General features: G+C 65.5%; 19 protein-coding genes. 7 read left to right on the plus strand and 12 right to left on the minus strand.

Features of this window, described 5'->3' with window-relative positions; translation table 11 throughout:
* Window positions 1-43: 43 nt before the first annotated feature.
* From atpE to rpmH, 12 genes are all read right to left on the minus strand, one after another.
* Window positions 44-280, minus strand: coding sequence for a F0F1 ATP synthase subunit C (gene atpE, locus D579_RS0101405; protein ID WP_012983953.1), 237 nt, complete (start codon window positions 278-280; stop codon window positions 44-46).
* 53 nt (window positions 281-333) lie between these two features.
* Window positions 334-1,176, minus strand: a complete 843-nt coding sequence (atpB, locus tag D579_RS0101410) for a F0F1 ATP synthase subunit A (RefSeq protein WP_026287973.1) — start codon at window positions 1,174-1,176, stop codon at window positions 334-336.
* Between the two features lie 31 nt (window positions 1,177-1,207).
* Window positions 1,208-1,594, minus strand: coding sequence for an ATP synthase subunit I (locus D579_RS0101415; RefSeq protein WP_018144955.1), 387 nt, complete (start codon window positions 1,592-1,594; stop codon window positions 1,208-1,210).
* Between the two features lie 109 nt (window positions 1,595-1,703).
* Window positions 1,704-2,546 (minus strand): ParB/RepB/Spo0J family partition protein, encoded by an 843-nt coding sequence (locus D579_RS0101420; protein ID WP_018168792.1) that lies wholly within the window; start codon window positions 2,544-2,546, stop codon window positions 1,704-1,706.
* Between the two features lie 47 nt (window positions 2,547-2,593).
* Window positions 2,594-3,349, minus strand: a complete 756-nt coding sequence (locus tag D579_RS0101425; RefSeq protein ID WP_018168793.1) for a ParA family protein — start codon at window positions 3,347-3,349, stop codon at window positions 2,594-2,596.
* Complete coding sequence (gene rsmG, locus D579_RS0101430) at window positions 3,346-3,975, minus strand: 16S rRNA (guanine(527)-N(7))-methyltransferase RsmG (RefSeq protein ID WP_018168794.1); 630 nt, start codon at window positions 3,973-3,975, stop codon at window positions 3,346-3,348. Before rsmG ends, D579_RS0101425 begins: the two co-directional genes overlap by 4 nt.
* Entirely contained in the window at window positions 3,965-5,839 is a 1,875-nt protein-coding gene (mnmG, locus tag D579_RS0101435) for a tRNA uridine-5-carboxymethylaminomethyl(34) synthesis enzyme MnmG (RefSeq protein ID WP_018950869.1), read from the minus strand. The genes rsmG and mnmG overlap by 11 nt, the downstream gene beginning before the upstream one ends.
* A 338-nt stretch (window positions 5,840-6,177) precedes the next feature.
* Window positions 6,178-7,494 carry a tRNA uridine-5-carboxymethylaminomethyl(34) synthesis GTPase MnmE gene (gene mnmE, locus D579_RS0101440; protein WP_018950870.1) on the minus strand — a complete coding sequence of 439 codons (1,317 nt, stop codon included), beginning with the start codon at window positions 7,492-7,494 and terminating at the stop codon, window positions 6,178-6,180.
* Between the two features lie 6 nt (window positions 7,495-7,500).
* Entirely contained in the window at window positions 7,501-9,201 is a 1,701-nt protein-coding gene (gene yidC, locus D579_RS0101445) for a membrane protein insertase YidC (protein WP_018950871.1), read from the minus strand.
* Window positions 9,202-9,209: 8 nt separating this feature from the next.
* Complete coding sequence (yidD, locus tag D579_RS0101450) at window positions 9,210-9,467, minus strand: membrane protein insertion efficiency factor YidD (RefSeq protein WP_018937514.1); 258 nt, start codon at window positions 9,465-9,467, stop codon at window positions 9,210-9,212.
* Window positions 9,464-9,817: a ribonuclease P protein component gene (gene rnpA, locus D579_RS0101455; protein ID WP_026289411.1), complete on the minus strand. Its 354-nt coding sequence runs from the start codon at window positions 9,815-9,817 to the stop codon at window positions 9,464-9,466. The genes yidD and rnpA overlap by 4 nt, the downstream gene beginning before the upstream one ends.
* Window positions 9,818-9,839: 22 nt before the next feature.
* Window positions 9,840-9,974: a 50S ribosomal protein L34 gene (gene rpmH / locus D579_RS0101460; protein WP_018141118.1), complete on the minus strand. Its 135-nt coding sequence runs from the start codon at window positions 9,972-9,974 to the stop codon at window positions 9,840-9,842.
* Window positions 9,975-10,129: 155 nt separating this feature from the next.
* Between rpmH and dnaA the strand changes: the two genes are divergently transcribed.
* The 7 genes from dnaA (at window position 10,130) to xth (ending at window position 19,957) form a co-directional block, all read left to right on the plus strand.
* On the plus strand, window positions 10,130-11,503 hold the full coding sequence (gene dnaA, locus D579_RS0101465) for a chromosomal replication initiator protein DnaA (RefSeq protein WP_018937512.1): 1,374 nt from the start codon (window positions 10,130-10,132) through the stop codon (window positions 11,501-11,503).
* A gap of 242 nt (window positions 11,504-11,745) precedes the next feature.
* Entirely contained in the window at window positions 11,746-12,849 is a 1,104-nt protein-coding gene (dnaN, locus tag D579_RS0101470; RefSeq protein WP_018937511.1) for a DNA polymerase III subunit beta, read from the plus strand.
* Window positions 12,850-12,862: 13 nt separating this feature from the next.
* The gene (locus D579_RS0101475; protein WP_081618717.1) at window positions 12,863-13,945 is read left to right on the plus strand and encodes a DNA replication/repair protein RecF; all 1,083 of its coding nucleotides are present in this window, start codon (window positions 12,863-12,865) and stop codon (window positions 13,943-13,945) included.
* Window positions 13,946-14,060: 115 nt separating this feature from the next.
* Window positions 14,061-16,490 (plus strand): DNA topoisomerase (ATP-hydrolyzing) subunit B, encoded by a 2,430-nt coding sequence (gyrB, locus tag D579_RS0101480; protein WP_018950873.1) that lies wholly within the window; start codon window positions 14,061-14,063, stop codon window positions 16,488-16,490.
* Between the two features lie 39 nt (window positions 16,491-16,529).
* Window positions 16,530-17,048, plus strand: coding sequence for a hypothetical protein (locus tag D579_RS0101485; RefSeq protein ID WP_018950874.1), 519 nt, complete (start codon window positions 16,530-16,532; stop codon window positions 17,046-17,048).
* A gap of 93 nt (window positions 17,049-17,141) precedes the next feature.
* Window positions 17,142-19,193: a M3 family metallopeptidase gene (locus D579_RS0101490; RefSeq protein ID WP_018950875.1), complete on the plus strand. Its 2,052-nt coding sequence runs from the start codon at window positions 17,142-17,144 to the stop codon at window positions 19,191-19,193.
* Window positions 19,190-19,957 (plus strand): exodeoxyribonuclease III, encoded by a 768-nt coding sequence (xth, locus tag D579_RS0101495; RefSeq protein WP_018950876.1) that lies wholly within the window; start codon window positions 19,190-19,192, stop codon window positions 19,955-19,957. Before D579_RS0101490 ends, xth begins: the two co-directional genes overlap by 4 nt.
* Window positions 19,958-19,978 lie beyond the last annotated feature (21 nt).

A 19,978-nucleotide genomic window follows, 5' to 3' on the forward strand; every position in this document is an offset into this window, starting at 1 on the left:
AGGTTGGACGAGTGGAGGGGACCTCGGGACTCGCTCAGCCTTATTAACCCAGGGCGAACAGGACGTACAGGCCGATACCCACGCCGATCATCGGCACGGCGTCGGTCAGACCCATCACGATGAAGAACTGGGTGCGCAGCATCGGGATCAGTTCCGGCTGACGCGCGGCGCCTTCCAGGAAGCGACCACCGAGGGTACCCACGCCGATGGCGGCGCCGACAGCGGCCAGACCCAGAAGCAGCGAGCCAGCCAGGACGATCAGAGCGTTAGCCATTTCCATTTTTGTATCTCCAGTCGAGTGTTGAAACAGTCAGTTGAGTAGGGAAGTCGAAATCAGTGGTCTTCGCTGTACGCCATGTCGATGTAGACGACGGTCAGCACCATGAAGATGAAGGCCTGCAGCGGCACCACGAGGATGTGGAAGATCGCCCAGCCCACGTGCAGTACACCGCCGGCCAGACCCAGGATCAGGCCCGCAGAGTACATGACACCGATCAGGATGAAGATCATCTCCGCGGCGTACAGGTTGCCGAACAGTCGCAGGGCGAGCGAGGCCGGCTTGGCCAGCAGGTTGATGAACTCCAGCACGAAGTTGATCACCCAGAAGAACGGCTTGATGTACACGATGTTGGTCTGGAACGGGATGCCCGTCAGTTCCTTGATGAAACCCACCGGACCCTTGATCTTGAGCGAGTAGTAGATGATCAGGATGAACACACCGAGCGCCAGGCCCGCGGTCACGTTGATATCCGTAGTCGGCACGATCTTGAAGTACGGGATACCCAGCAGATAGGCGATGTGCGGGATCAGGTCGACCGGCACGAGGTCCATCAGGTTGAGCAGGAATATCCAGACGAAGATGGTCAGCGCGAGCGGCGCGACCATGTCGTTCTTGTGCTTGAACGAGCCACGGACGTTGTCGTTCACAAAGTCCATCATCATTTCGACGAAATTCTGCCAGCCACCCGGGACGCCGGCGGTGACCTTCTTGGCCGCGGCGCGGAACGTGAGGATGAACAGCAGCCCGAGGGCGATCGACCACAGCATGGAGTCGACGTGGATCGCCCAGAAGCCCATTTCGGCGGCTTCGGTGCTGGTGGTGGCGAAGCTCATCCCCTTCTCGGGGTGGAGTCCGAAGGTAAGATTCGTCAGATGGTGAGCAATGTGCTCTTCCATCGTGGGCAGTCCGCTTTCTGAAGCCATGCAGTTATCTCGTCATTGCTTGATCAGAAACCCGGTGCAGCCACCACAAGGGGGCCAGGTGCACCAGGAGGAAGATGCCGAACAACGCCAGTAAATCCGGCTCGTCCAGGTAAGCGAACGCCACCCCGAATGCCACCGCGATGATTGCCAGTCGTCCCATCTGGGCGCCCATCATGCGGGCGGTCAGCGAGCCCACCTGATCGGAACGGTAGGCCCGAAACACAACAACCGCGGCCACGGCGTTGCCGAGCGTCGCGGTGATGCCGCCCACCGCAGCCGAGATCGCCACGATCGGGGGGAACAGGGCCAGAAGCAGGCCCGACAGTATCAGCGTTAAGGCGAGCTGCAGACCTAGCGATTGTAAGGCGTGTCTGAAGCGTCGCGGTGTCATTCAGCGGATGGGCACACCCACCCCTCTCCCAAAAAGTGCGCGTAGTATAAGAGCGCCCTTGTACTGCGTCAAACGGCGTTCAGGGCCATCGGCCAGGCCGCTCGGAGAGTTACTGGATGTGGGCGAGGATGCCATCGAGCTCGTCGAGGCTGTTGTATTCGATGACCAGACGGCCTTTGCCCTGGCGGTTGTAGCGAACCTGGACCGCGGCGCCCAGCTGGTCGGAGAGGCGGCTCTCCAGTTGTCGCACCTCGGGCGAGGGTCCGGCATCCTTCTTGGGCTCCGGGGTGGCTGCGAGGATCTTCTTGACCAGCTGCTCGGTCGCGCGGACCGAGAGCCCGCGCTTGACCACGGTCGCGGCCACCCCGGGCTGGTCGTCCAGAGGCACCGCCAGCAGGCAGCGGGCGTGGCCCATCTCCAGGCGCCCCTCGTTGACGTGGTCCTTCACCGTGTCGTGGAGTTCCAGCAGGCGCAGCAGGTTGGTGACCGCAGTGCGCGAGCGGCCGACCGCGTCGGCCGCGGCCTGGTGCGTCATCTCGAATTCGCCGATCAGGCGGCGGATGGCCTGCGCCTCTTCCAGCGGGTTCAGATCCTCGCGCTGGATGTTCTCGATCAGTGCCATCGCCGCGGCGGCCTGATCGGGGATGTCGCGGACCACCGCCGGGACGGTCTCCAGGCCCGCGATCTGGGCTGCACGCCAGCGGCGCTCGCCGGCGATCAGCTCATAGCCCTCGTCCAGGCGCCGCACGACGACCGGCTGCACGATGCCCTGGGCTCGGATCGAGTCTGCCAGCTCGGCCAGCGCCGCCTCCGCCATGTGGACCCGGGGCTGATACTTGCCACGCCGGATCTGCTCGATCGGGAGCTGCTCCAAACTGTCGCTGTCGTCACCACCGGCCTGGGCGCCGGAGAGCAGGGCATCCAGGCCTCGGCCCAGTCCTCGTTTCGCCATGGTTGATCGTTCCTGCAGGCAGTCGGTAAGGGGGTAACAGGCGGCGGTCAGCGCCGCAACATCTCGCCGGCCAGGGCCAGGTACGCCACGGCCCCGCGCGAGGAGGCATCATACAACAAGGCCGGCTGGCCAAAACTGGGTGCCTCGGCCAGGCGGATGTTGCGCGGGATTACGGTTCGGAACACGCGATCGCCGAAGTGGCCGGTGAGCTGTGCCGAGACATCCCCGGAAAGACGATTGCGTGGATCGAACATCGTGCGCAGCAGGCCCGAGATACGCAGCTTGGGGTTGGGACCGCGCTGGATGCTCTCGATGGTGCGCATCAGGGCGGTCAACCCCTCCAGTGCGTAGTACTCGCACTGCATCGGGATCACCACACCATCGGCTGCGACCAGGCCGTTGACGGTCAAAAGGTTCAGCGACGGCGGGCAATCGACCAGGATGTGGTCGTAGTTTGCCCGGGCCGGTGCCAGCGCCTCCTGCAACCGGTATTCACGGCGCTCGGCCTCCATCAGCCGCACCTCGGCCACGGTCAGGTCGCCGTTGGCCGGGACCAGGTCATAGCCGGCCTCCACTCGGTGGGCGGCCTCGGCCACCGTGGCCTGGCCCAGCAGGACCTCGCAGGAGGTTGGGTCATCGGCGTGCTTGTCGACGCCCGAACCGGTGGTCGCGTTGCCCTGCGGGTCCATGTCGACCACCAGCACGCGCTTGCCCAGACGGGCGAGCGAGGCGGCAAGGTTCACGCAGGTAGTGGTCTTGCCCACTCCGCCCTTCTGATTGGTGATAGCCAGCGTATCGGTCACGGGTCGGCTCTCTCGATAATGGCGATGTGCCGCTCGGCGGTCTCGCCGGGAATGGTAACCGGGTCCACGCTTCGGTACGACCACGGGGCCGGGAGCGGTTCGGCGACGACCGAGCGCTGACCCAGCATGGCCAGCACGCGGCCCCCCTCGGCCACCTGTGGCGCGACCCGCGAGACCATGTCGGCCGGGGCCTTGAACGCCCGCGCCAGGACCGTGGTGTAGGGCGCGGAGGGCTGGAAATCCTCGATCCGCACATGCACGGCCTCGACCCCGGACAGCCGAGCGAGTCCGATTACGTTCCGCAGGAAGCGGATGCGCTTGGCCGCGCTGTCGAGCAGGCAAAATTCGCGTTCGCGCTCGGTGGCCGCGAGCACGAAACCAGGCAGCCCGGCGCCGGTCCCGACATCCAGCACCCGGTCCCCGTGAAGATACGGGCGCAACGTCAGGCTGTCGAGGATATGGCGGCGAATCCACTGCGCGGGGTCACGCACCGCGGTCAGGTTGTGCACGCGGTTCCAGCGCCCGAGCTGTTCCAAATAAATCGCCAGGGCCTCGATGGCCGGTGGGTCCAGCGCCCAGTCCCCGGCCACGGCGGCCAGGGCCGCGCGCCAGTCGTTACTCGCCACTGGCGCGCTGCTTCAGGTGCACGGCCAACGCCGACAGCGCGGCCGGGGTCACGCCCGGGATGCGCTGCGCCTGGGCCAGGGTATGGGGGCGGAATTCCGCCAGCTTCTGCCGGATCTCGTTCGACAGCCCGTGGACCCGGGCATAGTCGAGGCTGTCCGGGAGTGCGGTCTGCTCGGCCTTCGCCTGGCGGTCGATCTCGGCCTGCTGACGCTCGATGTAGCCGGCGTACTTGGCCTGGATCTCCGCCTGCTCGCGCACGTCGGGCGTGCAGCCGACATCCAGGTCGGGGAGCGCATGCATCAAGCCATCGTAATCGGCCTCGGGGCGGCGCAGCAGGTCGAGCAGCGTGGCATCCGGATCCGGCGCCTTGCCCAGCAAGTCGATCAGGGCCGGGCGGGTTCGCTGGTCGCGGTCCGGGCGGGTTTGTCCGAGTCGGGTCATCTCGGTCTCGATGGCCGCGGCACGGGTCTCGAAGCGCGTCCAGCGGGCGTCGTCGACCAGCCCGTACTCGCGCCCGACCGGGGTCAGGCGCAGATCGGCATTGTCCTCGCGCAGCAACAGCCGGTACTCGGCGCGCGAGGTGAACATGCGGTAGGGCTCCTGGGTGCCGCGGGTCACCAGGTCGTCGATCAGCACACCGATGTAGGCCTCGGAGCGCTGCGGGATCCACGGCGCGGCGTCCTGCACCAGCCGCGCGGCATTGAGCCCGGCGACCAGACCCTGGGCAGCGGCCTCCTCGTAGCCGGTGGTGCCGTTGATCTGGCCGGCAAAGAACAGGTTTCCGAGCTCGCGCGTGGCCAGCGTCGGGCGCAGGCCGCGGGGATCGAAGTAGTCGTATTCGATCGCGTAGCCGGGGCGTGTGATGCGCGCGTTCTCGAAGCCGGCAATGCTCTGCACCAGGGGGACCTGGATCGCATACGGCAACGAGGTGGAGATCCCGTTGGGGTACAGCTCGTGGGTGGTGAGGCCTTCCGGCTCGACAAAGACCTGGTGACTGGTCTTGTCGGCAAAGCGCACCACCTTGTCCTCGATCGAGGGGCAATAGCGCGGGCCGGTGCTGTCGATCTGGCCGGAGTACATCGGCGCCTGGTCGAGGTTCGCCCGGATCAGGTCGTGGGTCTTCTCGCTGGTGCGCGCGATATGGCAGGGGCGCTGCGCCGGGTAGTCGTCGGTCGAGCCGATGAAGGAAAAGACCGGGCGCGGGTCATCGCCCGGCTGCGGCTCGAGCCGCGAGAAATCCACGCTGCGCCCGTCGATGCGCGGCGGCGTGCCGGTCTTGAGCCGCCCGACGGCAAAGGCCATCTCGCGCAGGCGCGCCGCCAGGCGGGTGCTCGGCGGATCGCCCGCGCGCCCGCCGGGCTGCTGGGTGAGCCCGGTGTGCATCTGGCCATTGAGGAAGGTACCCACGGTCAGCACCACGGCGCGGGCGTCGAATGCAATGCCGCCCTCGGTGACCACGCCGGTGACCCGGTCGCCGTCCAGGGTAATATCGGCCACCGGCTGCTGAAAGATCTGCAGGTTCGGCTCGGCCTCGACGAACTGGCGGATGGCCTGGCGGTAGAGCTGCCGGTCCGACTGGGCGCGGGTGGCGCGCACGGCCGGGCCCTTGCGTCGGTTGAGGATGCGGAAATGGATGCCGGCGGCGTCCGCTGCGCGGCCCATGACGCCCCCCAGGGCATCGATCTCCTTGACCAGGTGGCCCTTGCCGATCCCGCCGATGGCCGGGTTGCAGCTCATCTGGCCGATGGTCTCGAGGTTGTGGGTCAGCAGCAGGGTGCGCGCACCGCCGCGCGCCGCGGCCAAGGCAGCCTCGGTGCCGGCGTGCCCGCCGCCAATCACGATGACATCAAAGGAGTTCGCCATGGTCCTGCTATCCCGGCCGACGGTCCGGCCTGTGAGTGCAATTCGCGCCGCGTATGGTCCGGGCACGAAAATCGGAATTCTAGCAGGGAGTTACGCGAGCGCGAAGCGGCCCCCGGGCCAAATGGTTTTCCGGGCGTGCCGCGGCGGCCTGTTCGCCTGGTTCGTTGCGCCGCGGCGGCTTCGGCCGTGATGGGCAGCAGAGGCCGCATCCAGCGCCCCCCGTCATTGCGAGCAAAGCGAAGCAATCTCCGGAAGCTGGCATGACGTCGGGCCGCGAAATCCGGTGGTCGCGGCGGGCGATTGCCGCAGCCCCTTTCGGGGCCTCGCAATGACGGGGACTACTTGCCGATGCAGAAGCCGGCGAAGATCTCGCCCAGCAGGGCCTCGTGGTCCTGGCGACCGAGGAGCGCGTCCAGGGCGCGTTCGGCCAGACGCAACTCCTCGGCGATCAGGTCCGGGGGCGCGGCGGCGTCGATCGCGGCGAGATGCGTGGCCGTCGTACGCAGGCCGTCCAGATGACGCGCGCGCACGCTGAAGCGTTGCTGGCCACCCTCGCTCACGCCCAGGCGCTCGACGATCGCCTGTTTGAGCGCGTCGACCCCTGCCCCGGTCCGTGCAGAGATCCTGAGCCCGTGGTCCGCTCGGGTGGAGTCGGCGACGCAGTCCATCTTGTTCCAGACGGTCAGTCGCGGGATTTCCGCCGGGGCCGCCAAGTCGGGGGCCGCATCCGGACGCGTGAGATCGCGCAGCTCCAGGATCAAGTCAGCCCCGGTGGCCGCCTCCCGCGCCCGCTCCATGCCGATCTTCTCCACCGGATCCTCACTCGCGTGCAGCCCGGCGGTGTCGATCAGTTCGACCGGTATCCCGTGGATCGCAATCGGCGAACGCAGGACGTCGCGAGTGGTCCCGGGGCGATCGGTGACAATCGCGACCTCGCTCTCGGCCAAACGGTTCATCAAGCTGGACTTGCCGACATTCGGTGCCCCGACCAGGGCTAGGCGCAAGCCCTGGGCAAAGTAACGCGCCGGACGCAGTCGTTCGAGGAGTTCGCGGATGGTCGTGTGGAGGGTGTCGGCACGGCGTGCGATATCGGCGGCAGCCTCCGACTCGAGATCGGTCTCGCCGAAGTCGATCTCCGCCTCGATGACAACACGCAGGTCGCGGATGGCGCGCGAGACCGGTTCGAGTTCGGTCGCCAGGGCGCCGTCCAGGCTGGATCGCGCAAGCCTGGCGGCCTGCTCGGTCTGGGCGTGGATCAGATCGGCCACCGCCTCCGCCTGCGCCAGGTCGAGTCGGCCGTTGAGGAAGGCCTGCTCGGTGAACTCCCCCGGTCGGGCACGACGCGCGCCGAGATCCACCGCGGCGGCGACGATCGCCTCCAGCAAGACCGGGCTGCCGTGGCCCTGCAGCTCGATCACGTCCTCACCGGTGTAGGAGTGCGGGCCCGGGAAGGACAGGATCAGACCGTCGTCCAGCGACTCGCCAGTCGCCGGATCAATGAAGCTGCCGTAGTGGGCGTGGCGTGGAAGCAGCTGCGCGCGTCGGGTCAGGCGCTGGGCGATGGGCAGGGCCTGCGGACCCGACAGACGGACCACACCGATACCGCCCACCCCCGGCGGGGTGGCGACCGCGACGATGGTGTCCGTCACGGTCACGGAGCGTCAGCTCTTCTGCTTGTCCGGGTCCTCGCCGCTCTCGATCTTGCGCGTGATGTACCACTGCTGGGCGATGGAGAACAGGTTGTTGGTGAACCAGTACAGCACCAAGCCCGCCGGGAAGAAGGCGAAGAACACGGTGAACACGAACGGCAGCGCCATGAAGATCTTCTGCTGCACCGGGTCCATCGGCGGCGGGTTCAGCTTGTACTGCACGAACATCGACACGCCCATCAGGATCGGCAGGATGAAGTACGGATCGCGCGAGGACAGATCCTGCACCCACAGCCACCAGGGCGCCTGGCGCAGTTCGACACTCTCAAGAAGCACCCAGTACAGGGCGATGAACACCGGGATTTGCACCAGAATCGGGAGACAGCCACCCAGCGGGTTGATCTTCTCCTTCTTGTACAGGTCCATCAGCGCCTGGTTCATGCGCTGCTTGTCGTCCTTGTAGCGTTCCTTCAGTGCCTGCAGCTTCGGCGCGACCTTGCGCATGCGCGCCATAGAACGGTAGCTGGTCGCGGACAGCTTGAAGAAGGCCAGTTTGATCAGGATGGTCAGCAGCACGATGGCCCAGCCCCAGTTCCCGACCACGCTGTAGATCTTGTCCAGCAGCCAGAACAACGGCTTGGACAGGAAGGTGAAGATACCGTAGTCGACTGTCAGCTCCAGGCCCTGGGCAATCTGGGACAGCTCGTCCTGCAGCTTCGGACCTACCCACAAGCGGGTGGAGAACCCGCCGCTGGAGCCCGCCGGGATCTGAACGGACTCGGAATGGAGGCCAATCAGGTACTCATCGCCCACCTCACCGGGCACCGCGCGGGCGTACAGGGCGTTCACCTCGTCCTCGCCCGGGACCCAGGCCGACACGAAGTAGTGCTGGATCATCGCGACCCAGCCCCCCTGGATGCGCGCCTGGATGGGGTCGTCACGCAATGACTCGAAGCGTTCCCGCTCGTAGCTGCCATCGAAATAGGCCGCGCCAGTGAAGGTGTACAGCCACCACGACTCGCGGTCGGGGGTCGGACCGTGACGCAGCTGTCGGTACTGGCGGCCGCTCCAGGTGGAATCCGAGCGGTTGTGGACCTCGTAGTCCACTTCGATCAGATGCGAGCCACGCGTGAAGGTGTAGGTCTTGGTGACCTCGATTTCGCCATCGTCGGACGTCCAGCGCAGCGGGACCTCGAGCGTGTCCTGCCCGTCGGCGAGTTCGAAGCGGTCCTGATCGACCTGGAAGTTGGCGTGATGCGAAGGTGCGCGGGCCTCCATCGACTGGTCGTTCACCCGGTCATGGGTCAGGCCGCTCTGCGCGACATAGCCGCGCACGCGGTGGTCGAACAGTCGGACCGGCACCAGCGGATCGTCCTGCAGGTCCTGCGGGTACTGCAGCAGGTCCGCCCGCAGCAGGGTCCCGCCACGGGTATCGATCAGGATCTCGTGGGTGTCGGTGCGCACGGTGATCTGCTGGCGGTCTGGCTCCTGCAGGGTGCTGACCTGCGGCGCGTCAGCCGCCCGTGGATCCGCCTCCGATTCGAACTGCGGGGCGTCCGGCACGTCCTCCGGCCGGGCATCCGGGTCCTCGGCCGCTTGCTCGGCGCTGCGGTCCGGCTGGCTCGGGGTGCCGTAATCCTGGTTCCAGGCCTGCCACATCAGGAACAGGACAAAGGCCAGGGTGAGCCACAGAAGGGGGCGAAGGTTATCCATGAGCGCGACTACTTTGAGGGTCGGGTGCTGGGAGAAGCGGAACGCGGAGCCGGGACCGGATCATAACCGCCCGGCGACCAGGGGTGGCAGCGCAGGATGCGCCGCAGGCCCAGCCAGAAGCCGCGCAGGACCCCGTGGGTCTCGACCGCCTCGACGGTATAGGCCGAACAGGTCGGGTAATGCCGACAATGGGGCGCCATGAACGGCGAGATGCCGTACTGGTAGGCCCGGACGGGCAACAGGGCGATCTTGCGTGGCAGGCTCATTGCAGGCGTTCCAGCAGGCTGTCGATCTCGGCGCGCAGGGCCCGGCGATCCGTGGTCGCCGCGCCGCCTCGGGCCAGCACGATCATGTCGACCGGCGGCAGTGAGATCCGACATTGGCGAAAGGCCTCTCGGACAATGCGCTTGATCCGGTTGCGGTCCGTTGCCTGGCGGACATGCCGCTTGCCAATCGCAAGGCCCAGGCGCGCCTCGCCAGATGCCGAATGGCGATAGAGCAGGGTCAGATCGCGACCGCGCTGGCGCCGGGCATCCTTGAAGACACGCTGATAATCCGCACCGGTCAACAGACGGACGCGGCGCGGAAAGGTCTCGCTAGCTGGCGCCGCGGTCACGGGAGCCGGCGCGCCGCCCGGACTACGGGCAGAGGCGCTTGCGGCCCTTGGCGCGACGGGCGTTCAGGACCTTGCGACCACCACGGGTGGCCATGCGGGCCCGGAAGCCGTGCGTGCGGGCGCGAACGAGCCGGCTGGGTTGAAAAGTGCGCTTCATGAGAGTTCCCGTGACGCTTGGTTAAAGGGCGGTGAAAACTAGCGCCATCCGGACGCAAAGTCAATCTCGAGGGTCGGCAAGTCGCTGGCACCGGGTACCCCCATCGGCGTAGACTCGGTGGCTTCCAATTCCCCCGTCGCCCCGGAGACGAACGCGTGTCAGCCAATGCCCTGTGGACAGCCTGTCTGGATCGCCTGCAGGGGAAGGTCAGCGAACAGCAACTCAACACCTGGCTGCGGCCGCTGCATGCCGAAGAGTCCGAAGGCGGGCTGCGACTGCTCGCGCCGAACCAGTTTGTGTTCGAGCACGTGCGCGATCACCTGCTGGAATCGATCGAGCAGACCGTGGGCGAGCTGCAGCCGGTGGGCGGGCAGGACGGGCGCCGCGTGCGACTCGGGATTGGTGGTGCGCAGATTCCGGTCCCGCCGACCCCCAGTGGTCGCGAGTCCCGCCATGAACGCGGTGCTGCAGACAAGAGCGCCAGCACTGCGCCACGCCCGCAGGGGCCCGTGAGTAACCTGAACCCGGCCTTCACCTTCGACAGCTTCGTCGAGGGCAAGTCGAACCAGCTCGCGCGCGCAGCCAGCCTCCAGGTCGCGGAAAACCCCGGGGTGGCCTACAACCCGTTGTTCATCTATGGCGGGGTCGGGCTTGGCAAGACCCACTTGATGCATGCCATCGGTCACAGCATCCTGGCCCGGCACCCCGAAGGGCGGATCATCTATCTGCACTCCGAGCGCTTCGTGGCGGACATGATCAAGGCGCTGCAGCACAACGCGATCGACGAGTTCAAGCAGCACTATCGCTCCGCCGACGCACTGCTGATCGACGACATTCAGTTCTTTGCCGGCAAGGAGCGTTCCCAGGAGGAGTTCTTCCACACCTTCAACGCGCTGCTGGAGGGCCAGCAGCAGATCATCCTGACCTCGGATCGCTACCCGAAAGAGGTGGAGGGGCTGGAGGAACGCCTGAAGTCTCGCTTCGGCTGGGGGCTGACGATCGCGATCGAGCCGCCAGAACTGGAGACCCGGGTGGCCATCCTCCAGCGCAAGGCCGAGCAGGCGGGGATCGAGCTCCCCTCCGAGGTCGCATTCTTCATGGGCAAGCGGATCCGTTCCAACATCCGCGAACTGGAAGGCTCGCTGCGGCGGGTGATCGCCAACGCGCACTTTACCGGGAAACCGATCACCGTCGAGTTTGCCAAGGACGCGCTGCGCGACCTTCTCGCGGTACAGAACAAACTGATTACACTGGAGAATATCCAGAAGACGGTCGCGGACTACTATCGCGTGAAGGTGGCCGATCTGCTGTCGAGCCGGCGCAGCCGGTCGATTGCCCGTCCGCGGCAGATCGCGATGGCCCTGGCAAAGGAACTGACCCAGCACAGCCTGCCGGAGATCGGACAGGCCTTCGGCGGTCGCGATCACACCACGGTCATCCATGCCTGCCGGAAGGTCGCCGAACTCCGCGAGGCGGACGCCAGCCTGGACGAGGACTACTCGAATCTTCTGCGGACTCTCAGTAGCTGAAGTGGCTGTCCACTGCTCGGCAAAGCTGTGGATAAGCTGGGTGCAACTGCGGTATGGAAAGGTGGAAAACACGGACCGCGAAACTGTCCACAGGTTGGGAACAGGCTTCACAGAGGTTCGGGAGAGCCAAAAAGTTTCGACAAATAACTGAATTTAAAACGAAATTGGGGTTTCCTGCACAGGTCGACCTGCCCCTTATTACTACTATTTAAATATCTAAACACTAGATACAGGACATCGCCATGGAACTGTCTTTCAATCGCGAGACGATGACCGAAGCGCTGCAACGGATTGTGGGCGCGGCCGAAAAACGATTGACGATGCCGATCCTCGGGAATGTGCGTCTGCGACCGGACGACAACGGTGCGATCCGGATGGATACCACCGATCTCGAACTCGCCTGGCAGGCGGGTGCGGAAGGCACCATCCCGGGCGAATGCGATGTCACCGTATCGGTGCGCAAGCTGTTGGACGTCGTGAAGGCGGCCCCAGGGGACAGCGAGATTCGGGCTCGGGTGGAAGGCGAACGCATGACCGTGGGATTCGCCGGTTCGCGCTTCAGCCTGGCGACCCTGCCCGGCGCGGACTTCCCCGACTGGGAGGCGCGAGGGTCGGAGGTCGTGCTCGATGTACCCCAGAACCGGCTGCGGCGTCTGCTGGAAGCGACGATGTTTTCGATGGCGCAGCAGGACGTGCGTTACTACCTCCAGGGTTTGCTCCTGGTAGCCAGCGGGACCAGTCTGCGGGCGGTCGCGACGGACGGGCATCGCTTGGCGCTGGCCGAGGTGGAACTCGAGCACCCGGTGGAGGGGCGAGTTGAACGCATTGTCCCGCGCAAGGCCGTCGCGGAGTTGCGACGAAATCTGGCCGACGACGAATCGACGGTCCGGATCGGCTTCGGGGAAGACCAGGTCGTATTCGAACTCGGCAAAGCGGTCCTGCGCAGCAAGGTGATCGAGGGGCGCTTCCCGGACTACGAACGGGTCATCCCTTCGGATCTGCCCTCCACGTTGCGGGTCGACCGGGAAGTTCTGAAACAGGCGTTGGGCCGGGTCGCGATTGTGGCGAGTGACAAGTATCGCGGCGTACGCATGGCCCTGGGGGAGAACGGTTGCCAGGTGATGACCCACAACGCGGATCGTGAAGAGGCCCAGGAGTCGGTCGAGGCGGAATACGATGGGGGGCCAATGGAGATCGGTTTCAACCTCGGGTACCTGGCGGACGTGCTGAATGTCCTGGAGACCGAGCAGGTCCGGATCGGGCTACGTGACGGGAATTCGTCGATCCTGATTCAGGCGGAACCACCGGGCGGGGCGCGCTACGTGGTGATGCCGATGCGCCTGTAGTTCCGGGGTCTGCGTGCTGGAGTCGCTGTGGTGGCAGGGGGTCCGCAACCTTGAGGAACAGGCCTTGACGTTGGGGCCGGGAATCAATCGGCTGGTCGGCCCGAATGGTGCAGGCAAGACCTCGATACTCGAAGCAGTGCATATCCTCGCGGCTGGTCGCTCGTTTCGTACTCAGCAATTACGGCGTGTTGGGCGGAGCGGAGCCGACGGGTTGTGGATTGGGGCAGTGGTGAAGGATCCGGCCGGGGGCTCCCATCGGCTGGGGATTAGCTGGGATGGTACTCGCCGGTCGCGGCTTGATGGCCGCTGGATGGAAGGCCACGCGGCGGTGGCCGAGTGGTTGCCGGCGCGTACGCTGCATGCGGGCTCCTTCGAATTGTTGACGGGTGGACCGGAAGAGCGCAGGCGCTTGCTGGACTGGGGGTGCTTCCATGCGATCCCGGGGTACCGGGGCCAGTGGCAGCGCTGGAAGCGGGCCCATGACCAACGTAATGCCGCCTTGCGCGTGGGGGACCGCGCGGGGGCTCGCGAGTTTGAGCGACCCTGGCTGGAATTCGGCGAGGCGATCAGTGACGCGCGGCGTCGTTACGTTGAGTCCTGGCAGGCGGCGACTATGGAGGCCGCCCGGCAGTTCGGATTCGGCGAGCGGTTAGCCGATTTGAACTTGAATCCGCGTATGGGCTGGGACCGGGAAAGGAGCCTGAGCGAGGCGCTGGAGCGTAGTCGGGAGGGCGACGAAGAACGGGGCTTCGCGCAGGCCGGGCCGCAGCGGGCCGACATTGATTTGCGGCTATCGGGTCGTCTCGCCGCCGAGGCCTCCCGGGGCGAGCAAAAGCGATTGGTTACGGCTCTCGTGGGCGGGCAGGCATGGATGCTCGAGGCCGAGACCGGGCGGGCGCCGGTGATGTTGCTGGACGATGTAGTGTCGGAGCTGGATCGCGAGGCAGTGGAGGGGTTGATGTCCGGGTTGTGTGCGTCGGGCTGGCAGATCCTGGTGACCGCTGTGGGAGATGACATCCCGGGGCTGGCAGGGGATACCGCAGGGCAATTGTTCCACGTGAAACATGGTCGCGTAACACCCGAATCCCCAGCCTGATGCGCCCGGGCCTTGGGTCTCGTGGCCCTCCTGGACCCCCGCACGTGACCTCACCGGTGCCCCCCGCCTTTGCGCTATACTGGCGTGTCTGCAACTGGCCGGATGACTGACCCGCATGTCCGAAACTGAAGCCCAAGATCCCTCCGTCTACGATTCCTCTCAGATCCGCGTCCTCAAGGGCCTGGATGCCGTTCGCAAGCGACCGGGCATGTACATCGGTGACACCGATGACGGCACAGGCCTGCACCACATGGTCTTCGAGGTGGTCGATAACTCGATCGACGAGGCGCTGGCAGGTCACTGCGACAGTATTGAGGTCACGATCCACGAGGACAATGCGGTCTCCGTTACGGACAACGGTCGCGGCATTCCCGTGGATATCCACGAAGAAGAGGGTATGTCGGCCGCCGAGGTCATCCTCACGGTCCTGCACGCAGGCGGGAAGTTCGACAACAACTCCTACAAGGTCTCCGGCGGCCTGCACGGCGTGGGTGTCTCGGTGGTGAATGCCCTGTCGGAAGAGCTCCGCCTGGAGATCCACCGGGATGGTCAGCGCCACGAACAGACCTATCACCTCGGTGTCCCGGATGCGCCGCTGGCGGTGACCGGTACCACGGAGCGCAACGGAACGAAGATCTGGTTTCGCCCCAGCCCGACCATCTTCACCGACATCAATTTTCACTACGAGATCCTCGCCAAGCGTCTGCGGGAGCTGTCGTTCCTCAACTCGGGCGTGCGCATCACGCTGCGCGACCACCGGGACAACCGCGAGGAGACCTTTGTCTTCGAAGGCGGTATCCGTGCCTTCGTCGAACACCTGAACCAGAAGAAAACCGCGCTGCATCCCACGGTCGTCTACGCCGACCAGATGCGCGAGGACTACGCAGTCGAAATTGCCCTGCAGTGGAATGACTCCTACCAGGAGAACATCTTCTGCTACACCAACAACATTCCGCAGCGCGACGGTGGCTCGCACATGGCGGGCTTTCGCGCCGCGCTGACGCGCACGATCAATCAGTACCTGGAGAACGAGGGCCTGATCAAGAAGGCCAAGGTCGCCACGGCGGGCGACGACATGCGCGAAGGCCTCACGGCCGTGCTCTCGGTCAAGGTGCCGGACCCCAAGTTCTCCTCGCAGACCAAGGACAAGCTGGTTTCCTCCGAGGTCAAGCCGATCGTTGAAAGCGTGCTGTCCGATGCCCTCAACAACTTCCTGCTGGAACACCCGCAGGAAGCCAAGGCCATCACCGAGAAGGTGCTGGATGCCGCGCGAGCGCGCGAGGCCGCCCGCAAGGCGCGTGAGGTCACCCGCCGCAAGGGCGCGCTGGATATTGCCGGTCTGCCGGGCAAGCTGGCCGACTGTCAGGAGAAGGACCCGGCTCAGTCCGAGCTCTACCTGGTCGAGGGTGACTCCGCCGGCGGTTCGGCCAAGCAGGGCCGTGACCGCCATTTTCAGGCGATCCTGCCGCTCAAGGGCAAGATCCTGAATGTCGAGCGGGCGCGCTTTGACCGTATGCTGGGTTCGGCCGAGGTGGGCACGCTCATCACGGCGCTCGGCTGCGGTATTGGCAAGGAAGAGTACGATCCGGACAAGCTGCGTTATCACCGCATTATCATCATGACTGACGCGGACGTGGACGGCTCCCATATCCGTACCCTGCTTCTGACATTCTTCTTCCGCCAGATGCCGGAACTGATCGAGCGCGGCCACGTGTATATCGCGCAGCCGCCGCTGTACAAGATCAAGCGTGGCAAGCGCGAGCAGTACGTGCGCGACGAGGCGGAAATGGGCCAGATCGTGATCTCCCTCGCCCTAGACGGCGCCGCGCTCTATCCCAGCCCGGATGCACCTCCGATTACCGGCGAGGCCTTCGAAGACCTCGTGAAGGGCTATCAAAAGGCCGCGCGCGCCGTGCAGCGCCTGGGCCGGATGTACGACTCGCGCATCCTCTGGGCGATGCTCGAGGCCGATGCGATCCCCGAGCCCCGAAGCGTGACCAACGCTGCGGTTCAGGCATGGTTTGCCCGCATCCTGGAGAATCTGTCCAGCGACAAGGCGGGTGCAACCCGCTACAGCCTGGGGCCGGTGACCCAGCATGAAGGCACTGCACAGCTGAGCCTGGACCGCATCGAACACGGCGCCGCCCTGTCGCAGTACATCACCGATGACACCCTGGCATCGCGTGATTTTCAGGCAGTACTCGACCTGTCCGCCCGTCTTAACGCCCTTCTCGACGAAGGTGCGTACATGAAGCGCGGAGAACGCGTCCACGTGATCGAGGGCTTTTCCGAAGCCATGGAATGGCTCCTGCAGGAAGGCCGCCGCGGGCTGGCAACCCAGCGCTACAAGGGCCTAGGCGAGATGAATCCCGACCAGCTTTGGGACACTACGATGAACCCCGAATCCCGCCGCCTGCTCCAGGTCCGGGTCGAAGATGCCATCCGGGCCGATGAAATCTTCACCACCCTGATGGGCGATCAGGTCGAGCCGCGTCGCGAATTTATAGAGTCGCGAGCCCTCAGTGCCGAGAACGTCGATATCTGACGTACTCGCTGCCACGGTACGACGAATCCCGCCGGCACCATGCAGGTCCTGGCCGCACTCCTGGTCCTGGTGATTCTGGCGCTGGTCGCGTTTCGCCTGTACACCCATCTTGCGGTCCATGAACGCCGCGTCGTCGCGGCCTGGGATCGACTCGATACCCTGCTCACCCAGCGCAATGGCCTGCTGGAGCGGGCTTGTTCCGCGACCCGGGCCGATCCGTCCCTGGACCTGCGGGCGCTCGAGCAGGTGGTCCAGGCACAGGAGCGAGCGCGACGCTGCGGCGATCTCCCCGGTCTGGCCCGGGGCGAACGCGCCATCCGCGCCGAATGGGACCATATACGAACGCAACTCCATGATAACTATCATACTTTTCAGGGTTCGACTGATCGACTGCCCCCTCGCGTAGCGGCACTGGACCAAGCAATTACTGAGGCCCTCGGCCGCTACAATGCTGCTGTGGATGCCTATGCCGGGCTGCGCTGCAAGTGGGCCTACGGACTCCTCGCCCGTCTCGCTGGCCATGCCGTCTTTCACCCCGTTCGCCCGCCGAGCCCATAAGCTTCGCCCCGACCACCCCGTTGCCGGGAACACCCTGCCGGGCTTTCTGTCCGAATGGCATAATCCACTGCTGGCCCGACCCCTGGAGATACCGTGTCCAACCCCTTGCTGCAGACCGACCGGCTGCCCGCCTTTCGTGCCATCGAGCCCCAACATGTCCTGCCCGCGGTGGAAACCGTCCTGGTGGAGAATCGCGCGGAGATTGATCGGCTGGTCGCGGCCGTCGGGGATCAACCGACCTGGGCCACGCTGATCCAGCCGTTGCAGGCGCTGGACACGCGCCTGGATGCCGCCTGGTCCCCGGTGGGGCACCTCAATGCGGTCATGAACGGTCCCGAGATTCGGGAGGCATACAACGCCAGCCTTCCCCTGTTGTCGGATTACGGCAGCTGGGTTTCGCAGCATCAGGGCCTGTACCGGGCGGTCCGCCGCCTGGCAGACAGTGAAGAGTACGCGCAGCTTTCGCCCCAGCGGCGCAAGGTGCTGGATGACATGCTGCGTGATTTCCATCTGAGCGGCGTCGATCTCCCCGAGGCCGAGCGTGACCGCCTGCGCGCCATCAACGCCCGCCTTTCGGAGCTGACTGCACGTTTCGAAGAGAACGTGCTGGACGCCACTCAGGCCTGGACCTGGCAGACCGATGATGCGGCCGCGCTCGCCGGCATCTCCGAGTCCGATCGGGCCATGCTCGCGCAGAACGCTCGCGATCACGACCAGACGGGTTTTGTCGTGACCCTGGATATCCCCAGCTACCTCGCAGTCATGACCCACGCCGAGGATCGCGACCTGCGTTTCCGTGTGTACGAGGCCTTCACCACGCGTGCGTCTGACCTCGGGCCCGGCGCCGGCAATCACGACAACAGCGAGATCATGGTCGAGATCCTCCAGTTGCGGGAGGAGAAGGCGCATCTGACGGGCTTTCGCCACTACGCCGAGCGTTCGCTCGCGACCAAGATGGCCGATAGCGCCGAGCAGGTCGAAGGCTTCCTCCAGGATCTGGCGCACCGCGCGCGCCCCCGGGCCGAGCGCGACCTGGACGAGTTGCGCGCCTTTGCCCGCGACGAGCTCGACCTCGGAACCCTGGAGGCCTGGGACATGGCCTTCGCGGCCGAGAAGATGCGTGAGCGGCGCCTGGGTCTCAGCCAGGAGATGTTGAAGCCCTATTTCCCCGCTGACCAGGCAGTCAACGGCTTGTTCGGCCTGGTCCAGCGCCTGTTCCAGGTCCGCTTCGAGCCCGATGACAGCATCGAGACCTGGCACGACGACGTCCGGTTCTATCGCATCTTTGACGCGAATGGTACCGAACGCGCTGGCTTTTACTTCGATCTCTACGCCCGCAAGAACAAGCGCGGCGGCGCCTGGATGGATGTATGCCGCAACCGTTTCATCTCCGAGGACCGCGCCCAGCTGCCGGTCGCCTACATGACCTGCAACTCCACCCCGCCGGTGGACGGCAAGGCGGCCCTTTTCACTCATGACGAAGTGATTACGCTGTTCCATGAGTTCGGTCACGGCCTGCATCACATGCTGACCCGGGTGGACGAACCCGATATCGCCGGCATCAACGGCGTGGAATGGGATGCGGTCGAACTGCCCAGTCAGTTCATGGAGAACTGGTGCTGGGAACGCGAGGCGCTGGATCTGTTCGCGCGCCATCACGAGACCGGCGAGGCGATGCCCGAGGACCTGTTCCAGCGCCTGCAGGGCACGCGCCACTTCCACGCGGCGTTACAGCTATTGCGCCAGGTCGAGTTCTCCCTCTTCGACATGCGCCTGCATGCCGGGCCCGCCCCTGCGAAGGCCGCGGACATCCAGCAGCTCCTGGAGACCGTGCGTCAGGAGATCGCGGTGGTCCATCCGCCGGCGTTCAATCGCTTCGCCCACGGCTTCGGCCACATCTTCGCCGGCGGCTACGCCGCGGGGTACTACAGCTACAAGTGGGCCGAGGTCCTGTCGGCTGACGCATTCGGGCGCTTCGAAGAGGAAGGTCTGTTTTCGTCCGAGGTGGGGGCGGCCTACCTGCGCGAGATTCTCGAGGCCGGCGCCTCGCGCCCGGCCGCGGATTCCTTCCGTGCCTTCCGCGGGCGCGATCCGCAGATCGACGCCCTGTTGCGCCATAGCGGCTTGGAGGAGAAAGCCGCGTGAAGATCGCCAGCTGGAACGTCAATTCGCTAAAGGTGCGTCTGCCGCAGGTCCTCGATTGGCTGGGGAGCTCGCGGACCGACGTCCTGGCCCTGCAGGAGACCAAGCTGACCGACGAGAACTTTCCGGCGGCGGCCATCCGCGATGCGGGCTATCAGGTCGTGTTCTCCGGGCAGAAGACCTACAACGGCGTGGCCATCATCTCCCGCACCGAGGCCACCGACGTGGTCACCGACCCGCCCGGGCTCGAGGACGCCCAGCGCCGTATCCTCGCCGCCACCATCGGCGAGGTTCGCGTGGTCAACCTGTATGTCGTGAACGGCGAGAACGTCGGAACCGAGAAATACGCCTACAAGCTGGACTGGCTGGCGCGGCTGCACGCTTGGCTGGCCGACGAGATTGCGCAGCACCCGAATCTCGTGGTCCTCGGTGACTTCAACATCGCCCCGGATGATCGCGACGTGCACGACCCCGAGGCCTGGCACGAGCGCATCCTGTGCTCCACGCCGGAACGCGAGGCCCTGGCCGCGCTGACCGATCTCGGCCTCACGGATACCTTCCGCACCTTCGAGCAGCCCGCGGAGGAGTATTCCTGGTTCGATTATCGGGCTGCGTCCTTCCGTCGCAATCGGGGCCTGCGCATCGACCTGGTCTTCGCCAGCGCTCCCTTGCAGGCCCGTCTGCAGGCCGCTGGCATCGACCGCGACCCGCGTGCCTGGGAGCGTCCGTCCGACCATGCGCCGGTCTGGGCGGAATTCTCCGCCTAACCCTGGCCCGGGTCGCACCAA

The sequence above is a fragment of the Thioalkalivibrio sp. AKL12 genome (assembly GCF_000377925.1).
In the GTDB taxonomy this organism is placed as follows: Bacteria; Pseudomonadota; Gammaproteobacteria; order Ectothiorhodospirales; family Ectothiorhodospiraceae; genus Thioalkalivibrio; species Thioalkalivibrio versutus.

Coding starts and splice junctions, on each gene's coding strand:
- atpE (WP_012983953.1), bottom strand. CDS start 280: ATGGAAATGGCTAACGCTCTGATCGTCCTGGCTGGCTCGCTGCTTCTG.
- atpB (WP_026287973.1), bottom strand. CDS start 1,176: ATGGAAGAGCACATTGCTCACCATCTGACGAATCTTACCTTCGGACTC.
- D579_RS0101415 (WP_018144955.1), bottom strand. CDS start 1,594: ATGACACCGCGACGCTTCAGACACGCCTTACAATCGCTAGGTCTGCAG.
- D579_RS0101420 (WP_018168792.1), bottom strand. CDS start 2,546: ATGGCGAAACGAGGACTGGGCCGAGGCCTGGATGCCCTGCTCTCCGGC.
- mnmG (WP_018950869.1), bottom strand. CDS start 5,839: ATGGCGAACTCCTTTGATGTCATCGTGATTGGCGGCGGGCACGCCGGC.
- yidC (WP_018950871.1), bottom strand. CDS start 9,201: ATGGATAACCTTCGCCCCCTTCTGTGGCTCACCCTGGCCTTTGTCCTG.
- yidD (WP_018937514.1), bottom strand. CDS start 9,467: ATGAGCCTGCCACGCAAGATCGCCCTGTTGCCCGTCCGGGCCTACCAG.
- rpmH (WP_018141118.1), bottom strand. CDS start 9,974: ATGAAGCGCACTTTTCAACCCAGCCGGCTCGTTCGCGCCCGCACGCAC.
- dnaN (WP_018937511.1), top strand. CDS start 11,746: ATGGAACTGTCTTTCAATCGCGAGACGATGACCGAAGCGCTGCAACGG.
- gyrB (WP_018950873.1), top strand. CDS start 14,061: ATGTCCGAAACTGAAGCCCAAGATCCCTCCGTCTACGATTCCTCTCAG.
- D579_RS0101485 (WP_018950874.1), top strand. CDS start 16,530: ATGCAGGTCCTGGCCGCACTCCTGGTCCTGGTGATTCTGGCGCTGGTC.